Raw genomic sequence first — 20,921 nt, 5'->3', positions numbered from 1 at the left:
AGAGCACTGAAGGGTGCCAGACACCATGCATTGCTTTAGAGCACTAAAGGGTGCCAGACACCAAGCATTGCTTTAGAGCGCTGAAGTGCTGGTGCTTAGATGGATAGGATTTCGCGGATGTCGTCTTCGGATAGGGCGGTGAGGTTGCCTTCTCCGGACTGGATCAGCGTATCAAATAGGTCTTGTTTTTTCTCTTGTAGGGACTGGATTTTCTCTTCGATTGTCCCTTGAGCGATCATTTTGACGACTTGGACGGACTTTTTCTGCCCTATGCGGTGGGCGCGGTCTGCTGCTTGTTGCTCAACAGCTGGGTTCCACCATAAGTCGTAGAGGACAACTGTATCTGCGCCGGTAAGATTTAAACCGGTTCCTCCTGCTTTTAGCGAGATAAGAAACACATCGTGTTCCCCTTCGTTAAAGCGGGTGGCCATTTTCACACGATCTTGTGATGGTGTTGAGCCGTCTAGGTAAAAGTAGGTGAGATTCTCTTCCTCCACCACTTTAGCAATTAAGCCAAGCATCGATGTGAACTGAGAGAAAATGAGCATTCGTTGGCCGTTGGCGTGCGCTTCTTGAATGAACGTTCGTAGCTCTTCAAGCTTCCCAGAGTCTCCTTGGTAGTTTTCCATAAATAAGGACGGGTGACAGCAAATCTGGCGCAAGCGTGTTAAGTTGCTTAAGATTTGCATGCGATTGGCTTGGAAGCCTTCGCCTTGCAGCTGGGACTTCGTCTGACGCTGCACCTCGTTCAGATACCCGACATAAAGTTGGCGTTGTTCTTTTGTTAACTCTGTATAGCGGACCGTTTGAATCTTGTCTGGAAGTTCTTTAAGGACTTCCTTCTTCGTTCGTCGTAGCACAAATGGCGTGATCTTCTTCTGTACCATACCTTGATGAAGGTTTTTAAATGTTTTTCGGTCATACAACAACCCAGGCATGACGACAGAGAAGAGGGACCATAGTTCCTCAGCACGGTTCTCAACAGGCGTACCTGTAAGGGCAAAGGCCGTTTCTGCTCGAACCCCTTGGATCGCTTTATACGTTAAGGACGTGTGGTTCTTGAATGATTGAGCCTCATCAAGAAGCATCCCTTGAAAGTAATACGGCTTGTACTGCTCCACATCCCGACGAATCATCGAGTACGATGTAATAATCAAATCCACACCGCTCAAGTCCTCAATAATGCCATTACGCTCCTGCTTAGAGCCTGCCACTACACGGATGTTCAGGTCTGGTGTAAACTTCTTCGCCTCTTGTTCCCAGTTATAAATGAGAGAAGCGGGAGCGACAACAAGGAATGGATGAGCGTCAGGGCGCTCTTCCCGGCCGGCTACGATATACGCTAGACCTTGAAGCGTCTTCCCAAGCCCCATTTCATCAGCCAGCACACCACCGAAACCATGTCGGGATAAGGCACGAAGCCATTGGAAGCCTCGTAGCTGATAATCACGAAGGTTCGCCTGTAACTTGTCTGGTGGCGTTTCATTTAACGTTTCCGGACTTTTCACGGTCTCAATTAATTTTTGGAACGCTTCACTTTGTTTCACACCTGTTGATGTGTCCACCTGGAGTGCACGATATTTTGGTAAATGCATCACGCCATCGTGAATGTCATTCCCATCGAGATCCAGATCTTCGAAAAGACTACGAGTGTTATCCCATGCATCATCCTCAAGCGATAAGATCTTCCCGTTACTAAGCTGGTGATAATCTTCTTTTGCCTTCAATGAATGAAATAACTGCTGTATATCATCATCGGTTAAGTCGTCTGTTGGAAAACGAACTTCGAACCAGCCGTAGTTCTCATCAACATCGAGAGAAACGGGTACCTCTTCAGGGAGGCTACTGTACATCTCATCGACTTCAGGTGCCTTGTACACGTCTGCGCGTTTTTCTAACTCAGGTAAGATGCGGTAGAAAAAGCGCCCCAGGTTTTGACTGCCACTTAAGGAAAGAACGGACCCATTCCAATGGAAATTCGCTTGCTCGATTAGGTTCATAATCTGCCGTTCTTTTTTCATATTACGGGACAGAAGTTGTTCGGATTCCTCTCGACCGCCTGTAAATGGGTTGATCGTTTCATCACCATAATGGAACTCAAGATCCGCCCGCAAGCTGCCGTCCTGCTCATTTAGATACATCACAGGTGCCAGGTCATAGCGTTTGATTTGACTCGTTATTCCGTTGTCCACCTGGAAGAGATTATGTGCTTCCAAAATAGGGAACACCGTTCCTGCTAGTTGCTCAATATGCTCTCTGTCAAAAAGCTGGCGATTGGAGCTTTGTTCTCGTAAATGGTGGAAAAGCGGAAGAACCGTTGGCCGTAAGGATTCGCTAATCTTATATACGAGCTCATCTTTATATAGGTATGGAGCCGTTCCGATCGGTTGCGCTAAGAATCCATTATCCGCAATGGATAGGGAGAAATAATCGCCTTCTTTTGATAAGAGAAAGCTTTCAGGAAATGTATTGTGCGCAACTTTAAATGGAATCTCTGATTTATGATGCTTCAGCACAACGGAGTCACAGTTCTCAAAAAGGCTCAGTAGCTCTGTCAGAAATTGATCTGGAATTCGGATTGTTTTCTTTGAGCTGCTTGAACGGTAGAAATCATTTTCTGAGTAGATTTGCTGGCTTTTTACTAGAGGATAAAGCTTCTCTAAAACGGCCGCATCCTCAGGGGCCATAATCTGCTGTTCCGGATCGTACGTATAATATTGTGTAAAGTAAAGGGGTTCTTGTTCGTACCATGCATCAATGAACTCAGCCAGGTCTTTGACGACGTAAAGTCTTGAGGTTCCTGCTTTCATGGAAAGCTCAACGCTGTCTCGCTGTGCGAAGCGGGAAGCGATATTCTCAAGCTCAAATTGCAAGTAGAGAGGCTCTTTAGCAGACTGGAACAGACCAGCTTCGTCCTCTTCGTTCGCCATATAGTCCATGAGTTCATCGACAAAGGATGAAGCAAGGTTCAGCTGCTTCGTCGTGTCTGTTGCAGATGGCTGGGCAAAAATACCACGGTCTGTGAGAGAATCATTCTGCTTGTTCCACACGGTGGTGTTATTCGTGTAACGATCGATTGTCTCAAGCAAAGCTGCGACCATATGTTTACACATTGCCTGCCCATCTGCATAGGCCGGACAAGTACAACGACCGCGCTCGTAATTCCCATATTGAGTGGAAAACGTAAGATGAACTTCATAATCCTCTATACGGCTACCTTCTACAGTCGCATGAATGAAGGTGCGATTTGGGTCCGTTCCTACATAACGATTGATATACTTCACCAATCCATCCTGATAATAATTCGCACCACGCTGATAGGTTAACCAACCGCTTAGTTCCAACACTTCCGTCGATGTAATATCAATCATCAAAAAGACTCCCTTTCTAACCATGAACGTACTAATACAATACTGCCATTGTACCGCACAACCCACCCCCAACACAAAACTCCTCTCCTTCCTTTTGTACAGTAAAGCAATAAACGGTGCCAGACACCCATCAATGCTGTGCAGAAATAAAGCGTGCCAGACACCCGTCAATGCTATAAAGCGCTAAAGGGTGTCTGGCACGCTTTGGTTGTTTAGTGTGGTAACGTGTCATGATTTTGTCCTTTTATTTTTGAGAAATATGAGAAAAAGGTCGAATAGTGATGATTGTTCGCTATAATAAGCAACATAAGTTTTCAATACTTTCTGAATTAACTGAATTTTTCCTTTTCCGAATAGGAGGGATTGCGATGGAACAGGAACCTATACTTTCGGTTAGCAATTTGCATACACAATTTCATACAAAGTCCGGCGTTGTTAAGGCTGTGGATGGTGTGAGTTTTGACATCAGACCTGGAGAGACACTCGGTATTGTTGGGGAGTCTGGATCTGGTAAGAGTATTACCGCCATGTCCATTATGCGTCTCATTAAAGACCCAGGGAAGATCGCCAAAGGTGACATTATGTTCAAGGGAGAGAGTCTCCTCTCAAAGTCTAATAAGGAAATGCGAGCGATCAGAGGAGACCGCATTTCGATGGTGTTTCAGGATCCGATGACTTCACTGAATCCCGTTTTCACAGTTGAGAAGCAGATGGTTGAAACGATACGGGCTCACCGAAACGTTTCGAAAAAACAAGCGGTCGATCGGGCAGTAGAGCTTCTGGAGCTTGTGGGAATTCCTTCTCCTAGAAGCCGGTTAAAAAGTTATCCACACGAGTTTAGTGGCGGAATGAGACAACGGGTCATGATTGCTCTTGCGTTATCGTGTGACCCTGAAGTTTTAATTGCGGACGAGCCAACGACAGCGCTTGACGTAACGATTCAGGCTCAAATCTTAGAGTTGCTTCAGCGACTGCAAAAGGAACTAGGAATGGCGATTATTATGATTACTCATGACCTAGGCGTAGTGGCTGAGGTGTGTGAGCGAGTAATGGTGATGTACGCCGGCAAGCCGGTTGAGTTTGCCCACGTTCATGAACTGTTTGATCATCCTAAGCACCCTTATACATGGGGATTAATCGGATCGATTCCGAAGATTGTAAAAGAAAAAGTCCGGCTCGAACCGATCCAAGGACTTCCACCGGATCTAAGAGCATTACCTAAGGGGTGTAGTTTCGCACCTCGTTGCAAACACGCCATGGATCAATGCCTCGAGGTCGACCCAGCGCTTCTTGAAGAATCCGATAACCACCATGTACGCTGCTTGTTATATGAAGAGAAAGAAAAGGTGGTGACGTCATGACAACACTTTTGGAAGTTAACAATTTAAAAAAGCACTTCCCCATCAAAGGGGGCGGCATCATCCCTCGTAAAGTTGGTGCAGTAAAGGCCGTAGACGGTGTTTCTTTTAAAGTGCGTAAGGGTGAAACGCTCGGTCTTGTTGGAGAAAGTGGCTGTGGAAAATCAACGACAGGTCGCTCCATTCTTAATCTCATCAACCCTTCAGAGGGAGAAGTGTTGTACAAGGGCCAGGATATATCCAAGCTCAAGGGGGAGAAACTCCGTAGGCTTCGTCAGGATATCCAAATTATTTTCCAAGATCCATATGCATCGCTCAATCCGCGCATGACGGTTGAACAAATTATTGAAGAGCCCATGAAGGCTTTTAACATTCCGAAAAAAGAGCGTAGCGAAAAGGTGGAGTATTTCCTTAATAAAGTTGGACTCAGTTCTTACCATAAACATCGTTATCCACACCAGTTTAGCGGTGGACAAAGGCAGCGTATCGGGATTGCGAGGGCATTGACGGTGAACCCGGAGCTCATTATATGTGATGAACCTGTCTCAGCACTTGATGTGTCTATTCAAGCACAAGTAGTTAATTTAATGGAAGATCTACAGAAAGAATTTGACTTAACCTACATATTTATCGCTCACGATTTAAGTGTCGTGCATCACATTAGTGACCGTGTCGCTGTGATGTATCTTGGTGAAATTGTTGAGGTTGGGGAAGTGGACGAGCTGTATACAAATCCGAAACATCCTTATACACAAGCCCTATTATCAGCAATACCAGAGGCGAATCCTCATAAGAAGAAAGAGCGCATTATGCTAGAAGGGGATCTACCTAGCCCCTCTAATCCGCCAGAAGGGTGCAAATTCCATACACGCTGTCCGTTCGCAGAAGAGCAGTGTCGGGTGAAGGATCCAGATTTGAAACCAGTTGCAGCAGGGGATCACCAAGCTGCTTGTCATTTGGTGAAAGAAGTTGTGGAAGAGCCTGTTTAAGGCTGAAAGCATACATTTTTTATATTAAATAAGGGGGTACCATGGATGAAACAACATTTACTTAGGACGCTTCTAGGCGTAGCGCTGCTCACTCTATTAGTCGTAGCAGGGTGTAGTGGAGATGATCAGGCGTCCACGGACAATGAAGAAAGTGGCGATGAGGCTGAAAGTTCCGAGAATGAGGACAACACACTTGTATTTGCTAGAGGAGCTGATTCTCAGCAGTTAGACCCTTCAAAAGTAACAGATGGAGAGTCACTTTATGTAACGCAGCAGATTTATGACACGCTAGTAACTTACAAGGAAGACGGCACAGAAGTGAAACCTAGTCTTGCTACCGAATGGGAAGTAAGTGATGACGGGAAAACGTATACGTTCCAGCTTCGTGAAGACGTGAAGTTCCATGATGGGACAGACTTCACGGCAGAAGATGTTGTGTATAACTTTGACCGATGGGTAGAAACAGATGATTCGATTTACTTTGGGTATATGTTTGGTGGTTCTGAAGAGGACCCGAACGGATTCTTGGAGTCTGTTGAAGCAACGGGCGATTATGAAGTAACGTTCACGCTCGATAAACCAAATGCGCCTTTCATTTATACGCTAGCGATGCCTCCATTTGGAATCGCAAGCCCTGATGCTGTAGATGAACATGGAGAGAACTACTTTAAAAATCCAGTAGGAACAGGACCTTTCACGTTTAACTCATGGTCTAAAGGTGACAAGATCACCCTAGATAAGAACGAAGATTACTTTGGCGATGTAGCACAAGTTGACCAAGTGGTATTCCGCGTTATCCCTGATAATGGCGCTCGTTACTTAGAGCTACAATCTGGTTCAATCGATATGATGAAAGGTTTAAATCCACAGGACATTTCAGGTGCAGAAGGCAATGAAGATCTTCAAGTCTTCCGTCGTCCATCTATGAACGTTGGGTACATGGCGATGAATACGGACCAGGATGGCCCAATGGCAGACCCTAAAGTACGAAAAGCGATCAACCTAGGTGTTGATAAGAAAGAACTACTTACTCTTTTTGAAGGCCTTGGAAAAGACGCGAAGAACCCAATGCCACCAAGCTTATGGGGCTACAACGATGATGTAGAACCATATGGCTATGACCCTGAAGAAGCGAAGAAGCTACTTGCTGAAGCGGGTTACGGTGACGGCTTAGACGTTACGCTTTACGCGATGTCTAACCCACGCCCTTACTTGCCTCAGCCAAAACTAACGGCTCAAGCCATTCAGCAAATGCTGAAGAAGGTTAACGTAAATGTTGAGATCGTTGAAAACGAATGGGAAACACACCAGACAAAAACGCAAAACGGCGAGCATGACATGGCCTTCTTAGGTTGGACGGGTGATAACGGTGACCCTGATAACTTCTTATATGTATTGCTAGATAAAGATAATGCTAAAAAAGGTTCTGCAGGAAATATCGCTTTCTATAAAAATGATGAGATCCATGACTTGTTAACAGAAGCACAAGTGGAACAGGATCAAGAGAAACGTGCTGAACTTTACAAAGAAGCTCAGAAAATTATCCATGATGATGCACCTTGGCTGCCAATCGCTCACACCACACCACCGATTGCAGCGAAGAACAACATCGAAGGATATGTACCGCACCCTACAGGTACTGAGAAATTTAATCACATCACATTACCTTAAAAAGAAGCAATGGCCTGTTCCTCGCTTGTAGAGGGACAGGCACCTTTTACTAAATAAGAAGAGGAGGGGTGTAGAATGGTTAGTTACATTGCTCGAAGGTTGTTGATGACCATTCCTGTTTTACTTGGCGTCTCGATCCTAGCGTTTTCACTCATTCATATGATACCAGGGGATCCAGCGCGAAGTATGCTAGGAAGCAAGGCAAACGAAGAGCAGCTGATGCAGCTTCGTGAAGAACTACGGTTAAACGATCCGTACATCGCTCAATATGGTAGTTTCCTAGGTGATCTTACGACAGGAGATCTTGGAACTTCCGTTAAATCAAAAGAACCCGTAGCTGAAGAGTTGCAAAATCGTTTGCCAGCCACCGTTGAGCTCAGTTTATTCGCGATGCTTCTGGCTACTGTTATTGGAGTACTAGCAGGTGTCATTGCTGCTGTTAAACAATATTCATGGTTTGATAACTTAAGTATGACGGGAGCCTTGCTTGGGGTATCGATTCCGATTTTTTGGCTTGGACTTATGATGATCTGGTTGTTCTCGGTTCAATTGCAGTGGTTGCCGGCTTCTGGTCGCCTTTCTACTGGAACAGAGCTTGAAACGATTACGAATTTCTTTTTACTTGATAGCATTCTAACGTTGAACTGGGCAGCTTTTGGTGATGCTTTTGTTCACTTATTAATGCCTGGCATTGCACTTGGTACGATTCCGATGGCGATTATTGCTCGTATGACGCGTTCTAGTATGCTTGAAGTGATGAATCAAGATTACATACGAACTGCTGATGCAAAAGGGTTAGCCAGTTACCTTGTTGTTTTCCAGCATGCGCTTAAGAACGCGTTCTTACCTGTTCTGACGGTTATTGGATTACAGTTTGGTTTTCTGTTAGGAGGGGCAGTACTTACGGAAACGATTTTCTCCTGGCCTGGTGTCGGCCGTTATGTGTTGCAATCGATTCTCGGGCGTGACTACCCGGTTGTTCAAGGTACGATTCTGGTGATCGCGATCATGTTTGTATTCGTGAACCTGTTGACAGACATTATGTACAAATTCATCGATCCGAGAATCTCATTTGACTAAGAAAGGATGTGACCCTAATGCCAGTAGCAGAAGTACAATCGGAAGAAGAACGCCGGATGGAGCAGGCAGACCCTAAAGAAATAAGCTTATGGAAAGATGCCTTCTCCCGTATTGTAAAAAGCAAAACGTCGTTGCTTGGTTTAATTATAATTACATTACTTATCATCATTGCGATATTTGCTCCTCTTATTGCGCCGTATCATCCGATCGACGATGGAAGTGTCATTGACCGGTACCAGCCTCCTTCTGGTGAGCACTGGTTAGGTACGGATGCTCTTGGGCGGGATATTTTCAGTCGTATTGTACATGGAGCTCGAATATCGATTCAGATCGGTGTTATTGCAGTGGGAATCTCAGCGGTTGTGGGTATTCTTCTTGGTGGAATTTCTGGTTACCTCGGACGCTGGGTAGATATGATTGTAATGCGATTTATTGATATTTTAATGGCCTTCCCAAGTATTCTTCTTGCGATTGCCATGGTTGCCGTGATGGGGAGAAGTCTGACGAATGCTATGATTGCAGTCGGGATTGTCGGTGTTCCGCAATTTGCGCGAATTGTGCGTTCGACGGTGCTTTCTGTAAAGGAAAAAGAGTTCGTGGAAGCGGCCAGAGCGACGGGCGTGAAGAATGGTCGTATTCTATTTCGTCATGTACTCCCAAACTGTATGGCGCCAATTATTGTACAAACCACGTTAAGTATTGGTACAGCTATTTTGGATGCAGCGGGTCTTAGTTTCCTTGGACTTGGTGCTCAAGGAGCAACACCTGAGTGGGGAGCGATGTTAAAAGCCGGAGTCGATGCACTCCAGACGGCTCCTTGGGTTGTGATGTTCCCCGGGCTTGCGATTCTACTAGTTGTACTAGGTTTTAACCTTCTTGGCGACGGACTTCGGGATGCCCTTGACCCGCGCCTGAGGCAATAGTGGCAAATTTCAAAAAATACATTTAATAACCACATGGATTCATGTACACTTTAGGATAAAGTTTGGCAAACTTTATCCTTTTTTATATGCGAAATAATAGTACAGGGGGGATCAGATGAAAAAGTACTCCATCGTCATCGCGCTCATTATAGGGTGTGGGGTGTTGCTTTTGGTTCGATACCAAGACAGTTCCGAGGAAACTTGGAATTCCTGGCCTAACCTTCCCGCACCGATTGGGAAAGAACCGATCCTCATAACGTCAGCAGGTCAAGCGATTGAAGGGAAAGTATTCTCCTACATAGCTGAGGAATTAAATTTAGATGGAGATTACCGCCCTCGCGCATTAGCTACTGACTTATACGAATACAACACAATGATCGTAGTGGTTGGGTATAGTCCTCACGGCGTCCGCCAAACGTACAGGTCCTATAAGGAGGAGAAAGAACGTGTAGAGAGCTTGTATGACGAAGCAGAAGCAAGAGATACGCCGATTATCGTTGTCCAATTAAGTGGAGCTTCAAGGGAAGACCCTTATACATGGGAACTTTACAAAACTTCCATTCCCCATGCCGATTACGTCATTGGCCTGCAAGAATTAGAATACAATGAAGCCTTATTAGAACAAGCTCAACAACATTCCGTACCCGTAACACTCGTCGAAGACATAGAAGACATCAAAACCCCATTCAACTTAGCCTTCCGCTAAAATGCTTTCTTACAATAAAGCGCTAATTGGTGTCTGGCACCGTTTCGTGCGGTGAAGCAATAAAGGAGGTGAGAAGATGGGTGGTTATTTGGTTGGTGGTGTGGTGTTGTTGGTGATCGGAATTTTGTTTCCTAGTTTAACGAAGGATTGGACGTCTTGGATTTATAATAATATTGAAGAGAGCCTGACGATGAGTGATAGCGGAAGTCTTTTAGTGACGGCATTGTCCTATGCATCCTGGTATTTTTTGATCTTTTATTGTATTTATCTTGGGAGTATGTTCGTTGCTTATGCGCTGTCTAAAACTCGTAGTTCCCTTCTGTATCAAGGGCTGCTCGTTGTCTTTGTAATGGGAAGTGTGCATCTGTTTAATGTTATTCATCATGAACACTACTCCTATTCGATTCACTTAGGATTACTTGCGATTCTTTTGTTTTTACATAACTTCATTCCTGAGCAGCGATATTTCTATAGCATGTTCAGCATCATTCTTTTATTCTTGTTCTTTGCGGTCCAGTGGTTAAATATGGTGCCAGAGCTTACGGTCTTTGGGATAGGAACAGATGATTTTGCGGTTAGTATTAAACTTGCCGACGAATATTTAACAGACAATACGTTGTTTAGCACCCTTTCTGTTATTTTGTTCGCAGGATTCTTCCTCATTGCTGTGATTGTGACCACGATTCTTCATTTATTTAGTAAGCAAGTTACGATGACGCGGAAGTACCAAAAGCAAACCGAGGAGCTTCAGCGTACCCGTGGGGAGCTATTTGAAACCAATGTTTATAAAGAGATTCATTCATTAGTGCACGATATGAAGACACCTCTTGTGACGGTCGAAGGACTCGTGTCATTGATTGAATTGAAGAATGAGGACAAGAAGGTAGATGGGTACTTTAATCGAATTTATGGGTCGGTGAACAAGATGAAGGATATGGTGTCTGAGATTTTGCATGAGGATACGAAGCGTGAGATGGAGGTTTCGGAACTCATCCATTATGTACGAAGTCACATTTCCATTGATGACGATTCTATACATGTTTCAGTCGATGTAGAAGAAGAGTTGCCGCCAATTCATGTGAATAAAATTCGGTTTTCACGGGCTATATCCAACATGGTGGAAAATGCAATTCGATCGTTAAAAGAAACAGGGGGCACGCTTTCTGTTCAAGCTTATTCTTATGAAGATGGTGTGGCGTTCTCCATTCAAGACGATGGTCCAGGTGTAGACCCGAAGATTTTAGAGGAGATTTGGGATGAAGGATTTAGCACCAAACGTTCATCAGGGATTGGCTTACCTTTTGTCAAAAGCGTGGTCGACCAGCATGGTGGTTCGATTGATATGAAGAGTACCCCTTATGTGAAAACCCTTGTGACCGTATATTTACCTGTTTATGTAGAGGAGGAAGCTTATGATTTTAGTCATTGATGATAATGAGGATATCCGTTTTACTGTACAGGAAATTTGTGAATTTGGAGGCTGGGAATCCGAAACAGCGATAAATGGGAAAGAGGGTGCCGAAGCGTTTGTAGCAGGGCGCCATCAGCTCGTGTTGGTTGATTATCACATGCCAGAGTGGGACGGTCTTCAAACGGTAAAAGCCATCCGCAAACAAGATCCCCACGTTCCGATTATTGTGCTCACAGTTGATGAACGAATGGAGTTATCAGAGTCTTTTATGAAAGAAGGGGCGAACGATTTTGCACTGAAACCGATTAAAGCAGTTGATTTGTTATCGCGTATCAAGCTGAATTTGAAAATGGCTAAGCTCCAAGATGGAACGCAGGCAGCATTCATAGAAAAAGGGATAAACGAAGATACATTACGTCAGGTAAAATCATATCTCTACAACCAAACGGAACCTCAGACAATCAATGAGATCCAGAAACATCTCCCTGTTTCCTATCAAACGGTTCATAGATACCTGCATTACCTCGTTGAAATGGGGGAGGTCGAGATCCAATCCCATTACGGATCTAAAGGACGCCCCAAAAACAAATACACACTACTTTAAACCAAGTGGACCTGCCCCTCTTTTATATAGTAAAGCAAAGAAGCGTGCCAGACACCCTTTAACGGAGCACAATCCTAAAGGGTGTCTGGCACGCTTCTGTGATGTGAAGTAATAAAGGGTGTCTGGCACCCTGCGATTGGCTAAAGAGCTAAAGTCCCTCTTTCTTATGAGGCCGCTAGGTATGAGGGGGAGGAAGTTTGGCTAGAATGGGTGGTAAAAAGGTAAAGGATCGATGTGTATGAGGCCGCGATTTGGGAGGTCACTGTTTAGCCTTGCGCTACTGTTGTTTTTGGCAGGTATTACGATAAATGAAGATTTTTGGACGCGTTCTTCTACAGATGAAGGCAAAACCGTAGCAGAAGAGGAAACGGATGAAAGTCAAACGCGCTCATATAGTCATGATTTCCCTAAAGTGAGTCCGTTAGATCTAGAGGATGATCCAGGGATGGAATCGGATGCTTTGTCAGTCGTAGTCATTCAAGATATTAATGAAGATAAAGCGAATCTTGCGCTTTTGTCGTATAAACCGAACCAGCATACTGTATTTGTCTCCAATGTAGAAGAGGTTGCTGCACAAGAATCCACGTCGGAAATGATTCAAAGCTTTGAACATCAATTAGGCGGAAGTGTGGATTACTATGTTCGCGTCGATCAAGAATCTATGAAGGATATGATGGATCAAACGATGGAAAATCCAGCGATTCAAGAGGTTATGGCCAACATGGCTGATGAAGGTGTCTCGTTAGAAAATCCAGAGAGTGTAGATGTAGCAGGGGTAATGAAGGATATGACCCAAATGTCCTTTCTTACGCTTCTATCATTAAAGCAACTCGCCACCGATCTGTCTAAACAAATGGATACGAACCTTTCGTTAGCAGAACTACTAACCCTTCGTGATGAAATAGGGATGGATAACTTATTAAAGCCGTTGCAAATCAAAGAAGGACCTTCCCTTGAATCCATTCCAACATTCAACCAGCACTTATAAGAAAAACGGTGCCTGGCTCCCTTTAGTATGATAAAGGGTGCCAGACACCGTTTCTTGCGTTAACGCTGTAAAGCAACACCGGGTGCCAGACACGCTTCATTGCTTTAGAGTGTTGCTATGTTAGTTGTATTCGAGGACAATCATGTCCCAGTATTTGATTTTGGGGATGGTGAGGGTTAGTCCGCCGTCTTCTTGGGTGAAGTTGAGTTTGGTTGGAAGGCCTTCATTCCAGTCTGGTGAGGCAATCCATACTTCATCTACTTCTTTCTCTTCCTGGATGGTTACGGTTAGGTCGCCTTTTACGGAAGGTTCGGACTGTGTTCCGTTTGTATCCCGCCAGTTCATATGAGTGGCATCAAAGTAATTCAAGAAATGAGCGATCTTACGGTTTTCTTGCTTCTTGGCAAATGTGTAAATTTGTCCCTTTTCAGGTTGGGAAGTTAATCGAACCCAATTTTCCGTTGTAATCTCTAACGGAGCTGATGTAACACCATCGCGCAAGACGTTTTCGTAGCCTACCATGAAGTCATAATAACGGACCATTTTGTCTTTTAGCTCATCAGACATCTCCAACTTATTATGAGGAAAGTATTCTTTCGAAAGCATGTGCTCTCCTAACTCTAGATGAGCACCGCCCTGAGCGAAAATTAGTGCATCGGTGTATAGAATGCCAGGTGTATTGAACGTTCCTTCCTGGTCAGACTTGTCGTAGTTCATATAAGCTGCTAACACAGTGTTTTTCTTACCTTCAGAAAGCTTTTCGTTTTCTTTTAATACCTCGTTCAACTCTTCGTACGATTTAAACGGATTCCACAACTCTGTATACAAAAATGGTGCAGAGGAGTTGGCGATTTGCTTCTGGCCAAACTGATTGACTGCATTCATCACAAGTTGTTTATCTTCAAATGTTTCATCAGCATTTTTTAAGAAGCCCTTGAACTCTTCATCAAGAGCAACGGGGTCCCCGTTATAATCATATACATCACCTCGATCTCCGAGCTGATCAATGTGCCATCCATCAAATGTTAAATGATCGAAAACGGTTTGTTGCTTATCAAAAATGTAATTTTGCCAACTGCCATTAGCCGGGTTTGTTAAGTAAATGTCGCTTTTCCAGTCATCAGGAAGTTCATGAACAGCGTAGTTCTCTTGTTCCTGATCTTTGAATAAACGCCACTCTTTCTTCACCCCATCTTCTTCAGCTTCAGAGAGGGCGCCGTATAACAAATTGTACGACATTGCCATCATATTCTTGTTATGAGCTAAATCAATATAAGATTGAACCGTTCCATATGAGACGGGTTGGTTCGCAATATTTTCCCATGAGGAAAGGGGTTTGTCGTCTTCTAGCTTAAGTGGCTGGTGATGCTCATCATGCCAATCATAGAACTGCAAGCCATTAATATGGTATCGGTTGAGCTGGTTGATGATCGATTTTTGCTCTTCTTCAGACTTCTCGGAGAACTCAGACAAGAAACCGTAGCGAGGAAACTTATCCCATGAAGAAGAAACATCAAGTGCAATGGTTGAATTGCCTTCTTGGTTATGAAGAGGACTTACTTCAACATAATAGCCTGTAAAATCTTCCTGAGGAGCTGTCCATTCCCAGCTGATCTCTTTCTCATCAACTTGGATGATCTTTTCATGAACAACGTCGTTGAGATGATAATACGTAATCTTCATGTCTAAACTGTTCTTCGGTTTCTCAGAAAGTACAGCATCAAATTTGATCGGCTGGCCAGGTTTATACCTTGCTAAATTGGTTTCAATCGTGTCTACTGTAATGTCTGTAACGGGGGATTTTTCATTAGGGGGTTCAAATGTTTCATCTTCGGACCATAGGAATCTTGCCGGTATAAGTAAAAGGATAAGAACACCTAGAAAAATAAGCGGCAAATAAAGTTTCTTTTTCATCCCATTCCCTCCTTTGTGTTCAAATTTTTTGAAAGAAAAAGACTAACAGGAAGGCCTGTTAGTCTTAAGATGGCTTTTACATTAGCATGATATGCTCCCTATAACACTTTACCATTTTTCAGATGTGAGTGGTACAGGCAATCCTTATACAATTCGCAAATCGTTCTAAGGGTAAGGGGGTGCCGATACGTATTATCTGTTAAAAATGATAAAAAAGGTAAGGGTGATGGTCATTCTTATTTGCTGCTAAAGATTTTAACTTTGTGACGCGTATCAGCAGGCACATTTACATAAAGTGTGCTCGTTTCCTCGTTATAGAAATACGTTTCTTGCTGAGCTTTGACTTCTTCTACAGAAGAAACTTCAGCGTATTTCGCGCGAGCTGCTTTGATTTTCTTCGGTGCTTTTTCATTATTTAACTTAAGTGTGTAAGAATCTAGTTCACTGTCGTATCCAGTAGCTTGTTTATCTTGGGTGAACTCAATGTGCTTCCCTTTACGGACAACATTTAAGTTCGTGATGTTGTACTCGCCGTCTTTGTAGTCGATTGTAGCCCCATCATCTTCATAGAAGGAGTAGCTTGCTTCTTCATCTAGGTACGTATCAAGTACTAGGTTCTCAAGTGGTTTCTCATCCGTATACTGTTGTACTTCGCGAGTAGGGATCATAGCGTCCTTCTTCACATAAATTGGCAGGTGGTCAAGTTCAGCTGCTGTGTGAATCGTTTGGCCGCCCTGATATTCATCTCCAGTCCAATAATCTACCCATGTTTCACCTTCAGGAAGGTAAACATCACGCTCTGTCTGTCCTTCTTTCACAACAGGAGCAAGCATCATTTCCTCACCGAACATGAACTGATCGCTAATGTCGTACGTGTTCTCATCCTCTTGGAACTGGTACACAAGCGGCTGTTGAACAGGGGAGCCCGTTTCAGCTGCTTCTACGAATGTGTTGTACAAGTAAGGCATTAGCTTATAGCGCATTTCGATGTACTTCTTACTGATGTTTTCAACTTCTTCGCCGAATGCCCAAGGCTCTTGTCCTTGTTTAACCTCTGCTTTCGCATCACTGTCGTAGTGAACGCGGGAGAATGGCAGGAATGCGCCGACTTCGATCCAACGAGCGTACATTTCAGCGTCTGGTCGATCTGCGAAACCACCAATATCATTACCAACGAATGGCTGACCAGAAAGCCCGACGTTTGCGTTCATTGGAATCGACATTTGCAGGTGATCCCATTGACTTACATTATCTCCTGTCCAAAGAGCTGCGTAGCGCTGTGTACCAGCATACATGTCACGAGTTAAAACGAACGGGCGCTCTTCAGGATTGTGCTGCACGGCACCTTCGTACGTTGCTTCTGCTTCGTCATGACCATAAAGATTGTGGTACTCTGCGTGTGTACGCTTGTTCTCACCCTCGCCAAACGTTACATCTAGTGGAGCAGTATGGTATGGACCATCAAATACAGCCGGTTCGTTCATATCGTTCCATACGCCGTCAATTCCTTGGTCGTAAAGGACTTCAGAGTGATCTGCCCACCAGTTGCGAACTTCTTCTTTAGAGAAGTCAGGGAACACAGAGTCTCCAGGCCAAACTTCGCCTACGAAATTCGTACCGTCTGGATTTTTCGCCCAGTAATCGTTCGCTGTTCCTTCGTCGTACATGAAGTAACCTGGATCTTTCTTAACAGCTGGGTCATTGATTGCGATTTTGTGGAAGTTCATACTATCTAAGTTGTTATGAAGTTCATCGCTTGCGTAATCGTCAGCCCATGTATATACGCGGTACTCATCCATGTAGTCGATGTCAAAGTGCATCGTATCTAATGGGATTTCTTTTTCGCGGTATGTCTTGGCAACATTCTCGATTTCTTCAGCTGTGTACCCCCACTTACTCTGGTGCAGGCCTAGTGTCCACTTCGCTGGTTTCTCCATTTTTCCTGTGAGTTCTGTATAACGGTCTAATACATCTTGAATTTCTGGTCCGTACATGAAGTAGTACGTTAACTTTCCGTCATCTGCATAGAAGTAGTAGTAATCGTCACTTTCACTTGCCATTTCAAAATAAGAACGGTTGGTGTTATCGAAGAAGATTCCGTACGCTTTATCATTTTTCAGCCCCATGAAGAATGGAATTGAAGTGTAAAGATACTTCGTGTCAGTCTGATAAGCATAAGCGTCTGTGTTGAACATACCAATGCTCTCACCGCGCTGGTTTACGTTTAGACCAGCTTGTTCACCGAAACCGTAGAATGCTTCGTCTTTATTTGTCTTCTTGTAAACGTATGGCTTGTCCTCGTCGTAACCAGCACCGTTTTGCATGTAATCTTCGTTAATGACGTTGCCTTCTTTATCTAGGAATTTAACACCGAACGGCTGCTTTTTAATCTTAACCGTAATTTCATCAGTAGAAAGGGTTACAACATTTCCATCCTCTTCTACGTCAAAAGAGGGAGCGTCCCATTCTTTCTTCGCAATTCCTTCAGAGAAGTACTCTTCTTCACCTTGCTCAAGGATCGAAACCTTCGCCATATCTTCAGCGAATAAACGTATGTAGGCTTCTTTCTGATCCGTTAGGGTTAATTTCACACCGTCTTCTAGTTGCTCAACGGATTGAACTTCCATTTGCTTCTTAATATTTTCTTGATTCAGCTCTTGGTCGGGATGTGGTTGTGTCACGGCTAGAACATTAGGTGCCGCTGCAGTGAATACCGTTGCAGCAATGGCCGTTGTAGCGAATAAGCGGGTCAGGCGCTTAGATGGTTTGTACATGTGATCTGTCACCTCATAAAAGTAGATTTTTTGTGTAGATTTGTTTGTGCAATCGATTGCTCAACTAATATATCGAGGTTTTACAAGTGTTTCAACACTTGTAATTGTTCTGAAACATAGGGGAAAAAAGAACCATGAGCTTATAATGACGGTGATGGAACCGATTGCACTAAGGGAATTGTGAGCACAACATGAAATACAAAATCATTCTAAAGACTTAAATGTAAACCCGCCTTAACAAAACGAAGGACTAAAGCAACACATCATCACTGCAGTGAAATAAAGCGTGCCAGACACCCTGCAGCCTTTTAAAGCACTGCAGGGTGTCTGGCACGCTTCAACTCTGTAAAGGAATAAAAAGAGCCAACCGCTGGGCGGTTGGCTCTTGGGTTTTACTTATTCTGTGGTATTTCTTCTTTCTCTGTAATTAAATAATTCAATTCTTTACGTGGTATAGCGTTGTATTCTTTCTGTTTAAAGAGATAGAAGATAAGTCCTAGCCCTGCCCATACAGCTAATGCGATGTAGGATGGTGCAGATAGAGAAGAATCTAAGAACCACATTGTAAGTAAGAAGAAGAATGTAGCCGCACTGATAATCCCTAAAGTGGCGAAGGTCTTCTGTACTTTAGAATTCGACATACGGAATGCTGTAGCACAGCAATAGAAGTATGCAATGGTTACACCAATGGATGACATATCAACGATCCATAGCAGCACTTCACGTCCAAACCAAGGAGCGATTAAGCACAAGATCGATGTGAAGATAATTCCAACGTATGGTGTGTTGTATTTCGGGTGTAGACGGTGGAACATTTCTGGTAAAACACGAGCACGTCCCATCGCAAACATTAAGCGGCTTGAGGATAGATAGAATCCGTTTAAGCCTGTGAAAATACCCATAATTAAGGCAGTCGCGATAATAAATATGCCAAGGCGACCGAATATGCTGTCAATCGCGTCACCCGTTGCCCAAGCAGAGGCTGATCCGGCTAACTCTTGCCATGGAGCTAAACTAGAAACGGTAAGCACCATAACCGAATAAGCAAGTCCTGCAGCAAGCAATGCGTAGACGATTAATTTAAACGCCTTGTTAGGAGGAAAATCGAATTCCTCTGCAGCCTGCGGAATATTATCAAAACCAAGATAGGCCCAAGGGGTTATAGCTACGATTGCGAGGATCGATGCGATAGCTGGTTTACTTGGGTCAATAAGTGGCTGCATATTAGAAGCAGTGGCTTGATCGCTCACAATCGCTCCTATAGCCAGTAAAATGACTCCAGAAAGTAAGACCATTGTGAAAATAAACTGAGAACGACCAGAAAAGCTGGCGCCTCGGATATTTAAGAAAGCAAACACAATCAATGTAACAGTAGAAATTATAATTTCACCGAGATAAACGTCCCAACCTGCAATGGTATAAAGGGGGACGACTTTCACAATGCTCGGGAATAAGAACTTACCTAGTAAGGCAAGAGCCGAGGAATTTAATGCAACTGTACATATGTAACCAAGCGTTAAGAACCACCCTGCAACGAAAGCATGGGTTCTGCCAAAACCAATATAAGCATAAGCAAATTCTCCCCCTGATACAGGGAATTGTTTAATGAGAAATCCGTAGCTTACACCGATTACTGTCATTAGTATAGCTCCCAACAAGAAACCAATGACTACGGGTAATGGTCCAGTGCCTTGAAGCCAATCTGTCGGTAGTACAAAAGCACCCCACCCTACGGCAGAACCGAATGCAATTGCCCAAACCCAGTGGGGCTTCAGGGTCTTATCTAATTTCTTCCTCTGTGGTTGTCCCATTTTCTAATAAAAGCCTCCTAATAAAATAGCGTGCTTAATATTATACTCGAATTATTCCGATGTGTGTCAATCGATGTATAAGTCGTTCTAAACGAAATACATTCGGTATATTCCCTTCCCTACCATTAACCTAGTTTTTTCTTAAATAAACTAAAATATTAACATTTAGAGTTCTTTTTTTGAAGATAAGAACGTGGCGAGTTATTTTATGGAAAAAGAAAAACCGGGGGAGATCCCACCGGCTCGGTATTTAATAATGATCAAGTTTATAACGTTCTAATGTCCTATCCATGAAAGTGAGGAGGTCATCTCGTAATTCTTCTCTTTCTAAAGCGAGCTCCATCGTAGTTTTAATAAAGCCAAGCTTTTCACCGACGTCGTAGCGATCTCCTTGGAATTCAAAAGCAAAGACACGCTGAATCTCATTTAATTTTTGGATGGCATCGGTGAGCTGAACTTCACCACCTGCACCTAGTTCTTGTTTGTCCAAAAACATCATGATTTCAGGCGTTAAAATGTAACGTCCCGTAATCGCTAGGTTAGAAGGTGCCTCGCCTTGAGAAGGCTTTTCGATAAACTGACGAACGTGATAGCGATTGCCACTGTGATGATCTGGATCAATGATTCCATAACGATGGGTTTCTTCATCTGGAACACTTTGCACGCCTACAATGGACGTTTTCGTTTCTTCGTATTGTTGGATGAGTTGTTTCAAACAAGGTGTCTCAGATCGAACAATATCATCCCCAAGAAGAACAGCAAACGGTTCGTTCCCGATAAACTTACGGGCGCACCATACAGCATGACCGAGTCCCATTGGTTCTTTCTGTCTTATGTAATGAATTTCAACTTTGGAAGGTTGTTTAACCTTTTCAAGTAGGTCGAACTTTTCTTTACTGATGAGATTATCTTCAAGTTCTGGTGCATGGTCAAAATGATCCTCAATTGCTCGCTTCCCTTTTCCGGTTACAATAATGATGTCCTCAATGCCAGAATCAATTGCTTCTTCCACAATATACTGGATGGTTGGTTTGTCCACAATGGGCAGCATCTCTTTCGGCATCGCCTTCGTGGCTGGTAAAAACCTTGTCCCAAGTCCAGCAGCTGGAATGATCGCCTTTTTAATCGACATTACACTACAACCCCTCTCATTAATTAACCTAACACACTTCCATTATAATCCCAGTCTCCACTAAAATCCAACTCCTACCCACCCTTTAGCACGTTACCAGAAAGCAGGGTGCCAGACACCCTTTAGCACGTTACCAGAAAGCAGGGTGCCAGACACGCTTTAGCACGTTACCAGAAAGCAGGGTGCCAG

Annotated in this window: 14 protein-coding genes; 9 read left to right on the top strand and 5 right to left on the bottom strand. The window is 43.8% G+C overall.

Translation table 11 applies throughout. From position 1 onward, the window contains the following. Window positions 1-95: 95 nt before the first annotated feature. On the bottom strand, window positions 96-3,371 hold the full coding sequence (locus ACYX4O_RS17775) for a DEAD/DEAH box helicase (protein WP_476352752.1): 3,276 nt from the start codon (window positions 3,369-3,371) through the stop codon (window positions 96-98). 368 nt (window positions 3,372-3,739) lie between these two features. Here ACYX4O_RS17775 and ACYX4O_RS17770 point away from each other — a divergent pair, with 368 nt between their 5' ends. From ACYX4O_RS17770 to ACYX4O_RS17730, 9 genes are all read left to right on the top strand, one after another. Further along, complete coding sequence (locus ACYX4O_RS17770; RefSeq protein WP_476352750.1) at window positions 3,740-4,732, top strand: ABC transporter ATP-binding protein; 993 nt, start codon at window positions 3,740-3,742, stop codon at window positions 4,730-4,732. Then, window positions 4,729-5,718 carry an ABC transporter ATP-binding protein gene (locus ACYX4O_RS17765; protein ID WP_476352748.1) on the top strand — a complete coding sequence of 330 codons (990 nt, stop codon included), beginning with the start codon at window positions 4,729-4,731 and terminating at the stop codon, window positions 5,716-5,718. The genes ACYX4O_RS17770 and ACYX4O_RS17765 overlap by 4 nt, the downstream gene beginning before the upstream one ends. Before the next feature lie 45 nt (window positions 5,719-5,763). Then, complete coding sequence (locus ACYX4O_RS17760) at window positions 5,764-7,389, top strand: ABC transporter substrate-binding protein (protein ID WP_476352746.1); 1,626 nt, start codon at window positions 5,764-5,766, stop codon at window positions 7,387-7,389. A gap of 75 nt (window positions 7,390-7,464) precedes the next feature. Then, window positions 7,465-8,469: an ABC transporter permease gene (locus ACYX4O_RS17755; protein WP_476352744.1), complete on the top strand. Its 1,005-nt coding sequence runs from the start codon at window positions 7,465-7,467 to the stop codon at window positions 8,467-8,469. Between the two features lie 17 nt (window positions 8,470-8,486). Next, a complete protein-coding gene (locus tag ACYX4O_RS17750; protein WP_476352742.1) occupies window positions 8,487-9,392 on the top strand; it encodes an ABC transporter permease in 906 nt (301 codons plus the stop codon). Between the two features lie 115 nt (window positions 9,393-9,507). After that, entirely contained in the window at window positions 9,508-10,098 is a 591-nt protein-coding gene (locus ACYX4O_RS17745; protein ID WP_476352740.1) for a DUF6305 family protein, read from the top strand. 76 nt (window positions 10,099-10,174) lie between these two features. Next, on the top strand, window positions 10,175-11,527 hold the full coding sequence (locus tag ACYX4O_RS17740) for a sensor histidine kinase (RefSeq protein ID WP_476352738.1): 1,353 nt from the start codon (window positions 10,175-10,177) through the stop codon (window positions 11,525-11,527). Then, window positions 11,511-12,113 (top strand): response regulator, encoded by a 603-nt coding sequence (locus ACYX4O_RS17735; RefSeq protein ID WP_476352736.1) that lies wholly within the window; start codon window positions 11,511-11,513, stop codon window positions 12,111-12,113. Before ACYX4O_RS17740 ends, ACYX4O_RS17735 begins: the two co-directional genes overlap by 17 nt. A gap of 238 nt (window positions 12,114-12,351) precedes the next feature. Beyond that, a complete protein-coding gene (locus ACYX4O_RS17730) occupies window positions 12,352-13,101 on the top strand; it encodes a hypothetical protein (RefSeq protein ID WP_476352734.1) in 750 nt (249 codons plus the stop codon). Between the two features lie 120 nt (window positions 13,102-13,221). On the opposite strand, the gene ACYX4O_RS17725 is transcribed toward ACYX4O_RS17730, so the two are convergent. From ACYX4O_RS17725 to galU, 4 genes are all read right to left on the bottom strand, one after another. Continuing rightward, window positions 13,222-15,015 (bottom strand): glycoside hydrolase family 66 protein, encoded by a 1,794-nt coding sequence (locus ACYX4O_RS17725; RefSeq protein WP_476352733.1) that lies wholly within the window; start codon window positions 15,013-15,015, stop codon window positions 13,222-13,224. Between the two features lie 236 nt (window positions 15,016-15,251). Beyond that, window positions 15,252-17,789: a glycoside hydrolase family 31 protein gene (locus tag ACYX4O_RS17720; protein ID WP_476352731.1), complete on the bottom strand. Its 2,538-nt coding sequence runs from the start codon at window positions 17,787-17,789 to the stop codon at window positions 15,252-15,254. Between the two features lie 392 nt (window positions 17,790-18,181). Further along, a complete protein-coding gene (locus tag ACYX4O_RS17715; protein WP_476352729.1) occupies window positions 18,182-19,600 on the bottom strand; it encodes an APC family permease in 1,419 nt (472 codons plus the stop codon). Between the two features lie 250 nt (window positions 19,601-19,850). After that, window positions 19,851-20,732, bottom strand: coding sequence for a UTP--glucose-1-phosphate uridylyltransferase GalU (gene galU / locus ACYX4O_RS17710; RefSeq protein WP_476352727.1), 882 nt, complete (start codon window positions 20,730-20,732; stop codon window positions 19,851-19,853). Between the last annotated feature and the right edge of the window lie 189 nt (window positions 20,733-20,921).

The organism is Pontibacillus sp. ABV4_188, from assembly GCF_056311905.1.
The sequence above is the reverse complement of the archived record's forward strand: the minus strand, read 5'-3'. Positions and strand labels throughout refer to the sequence as shown.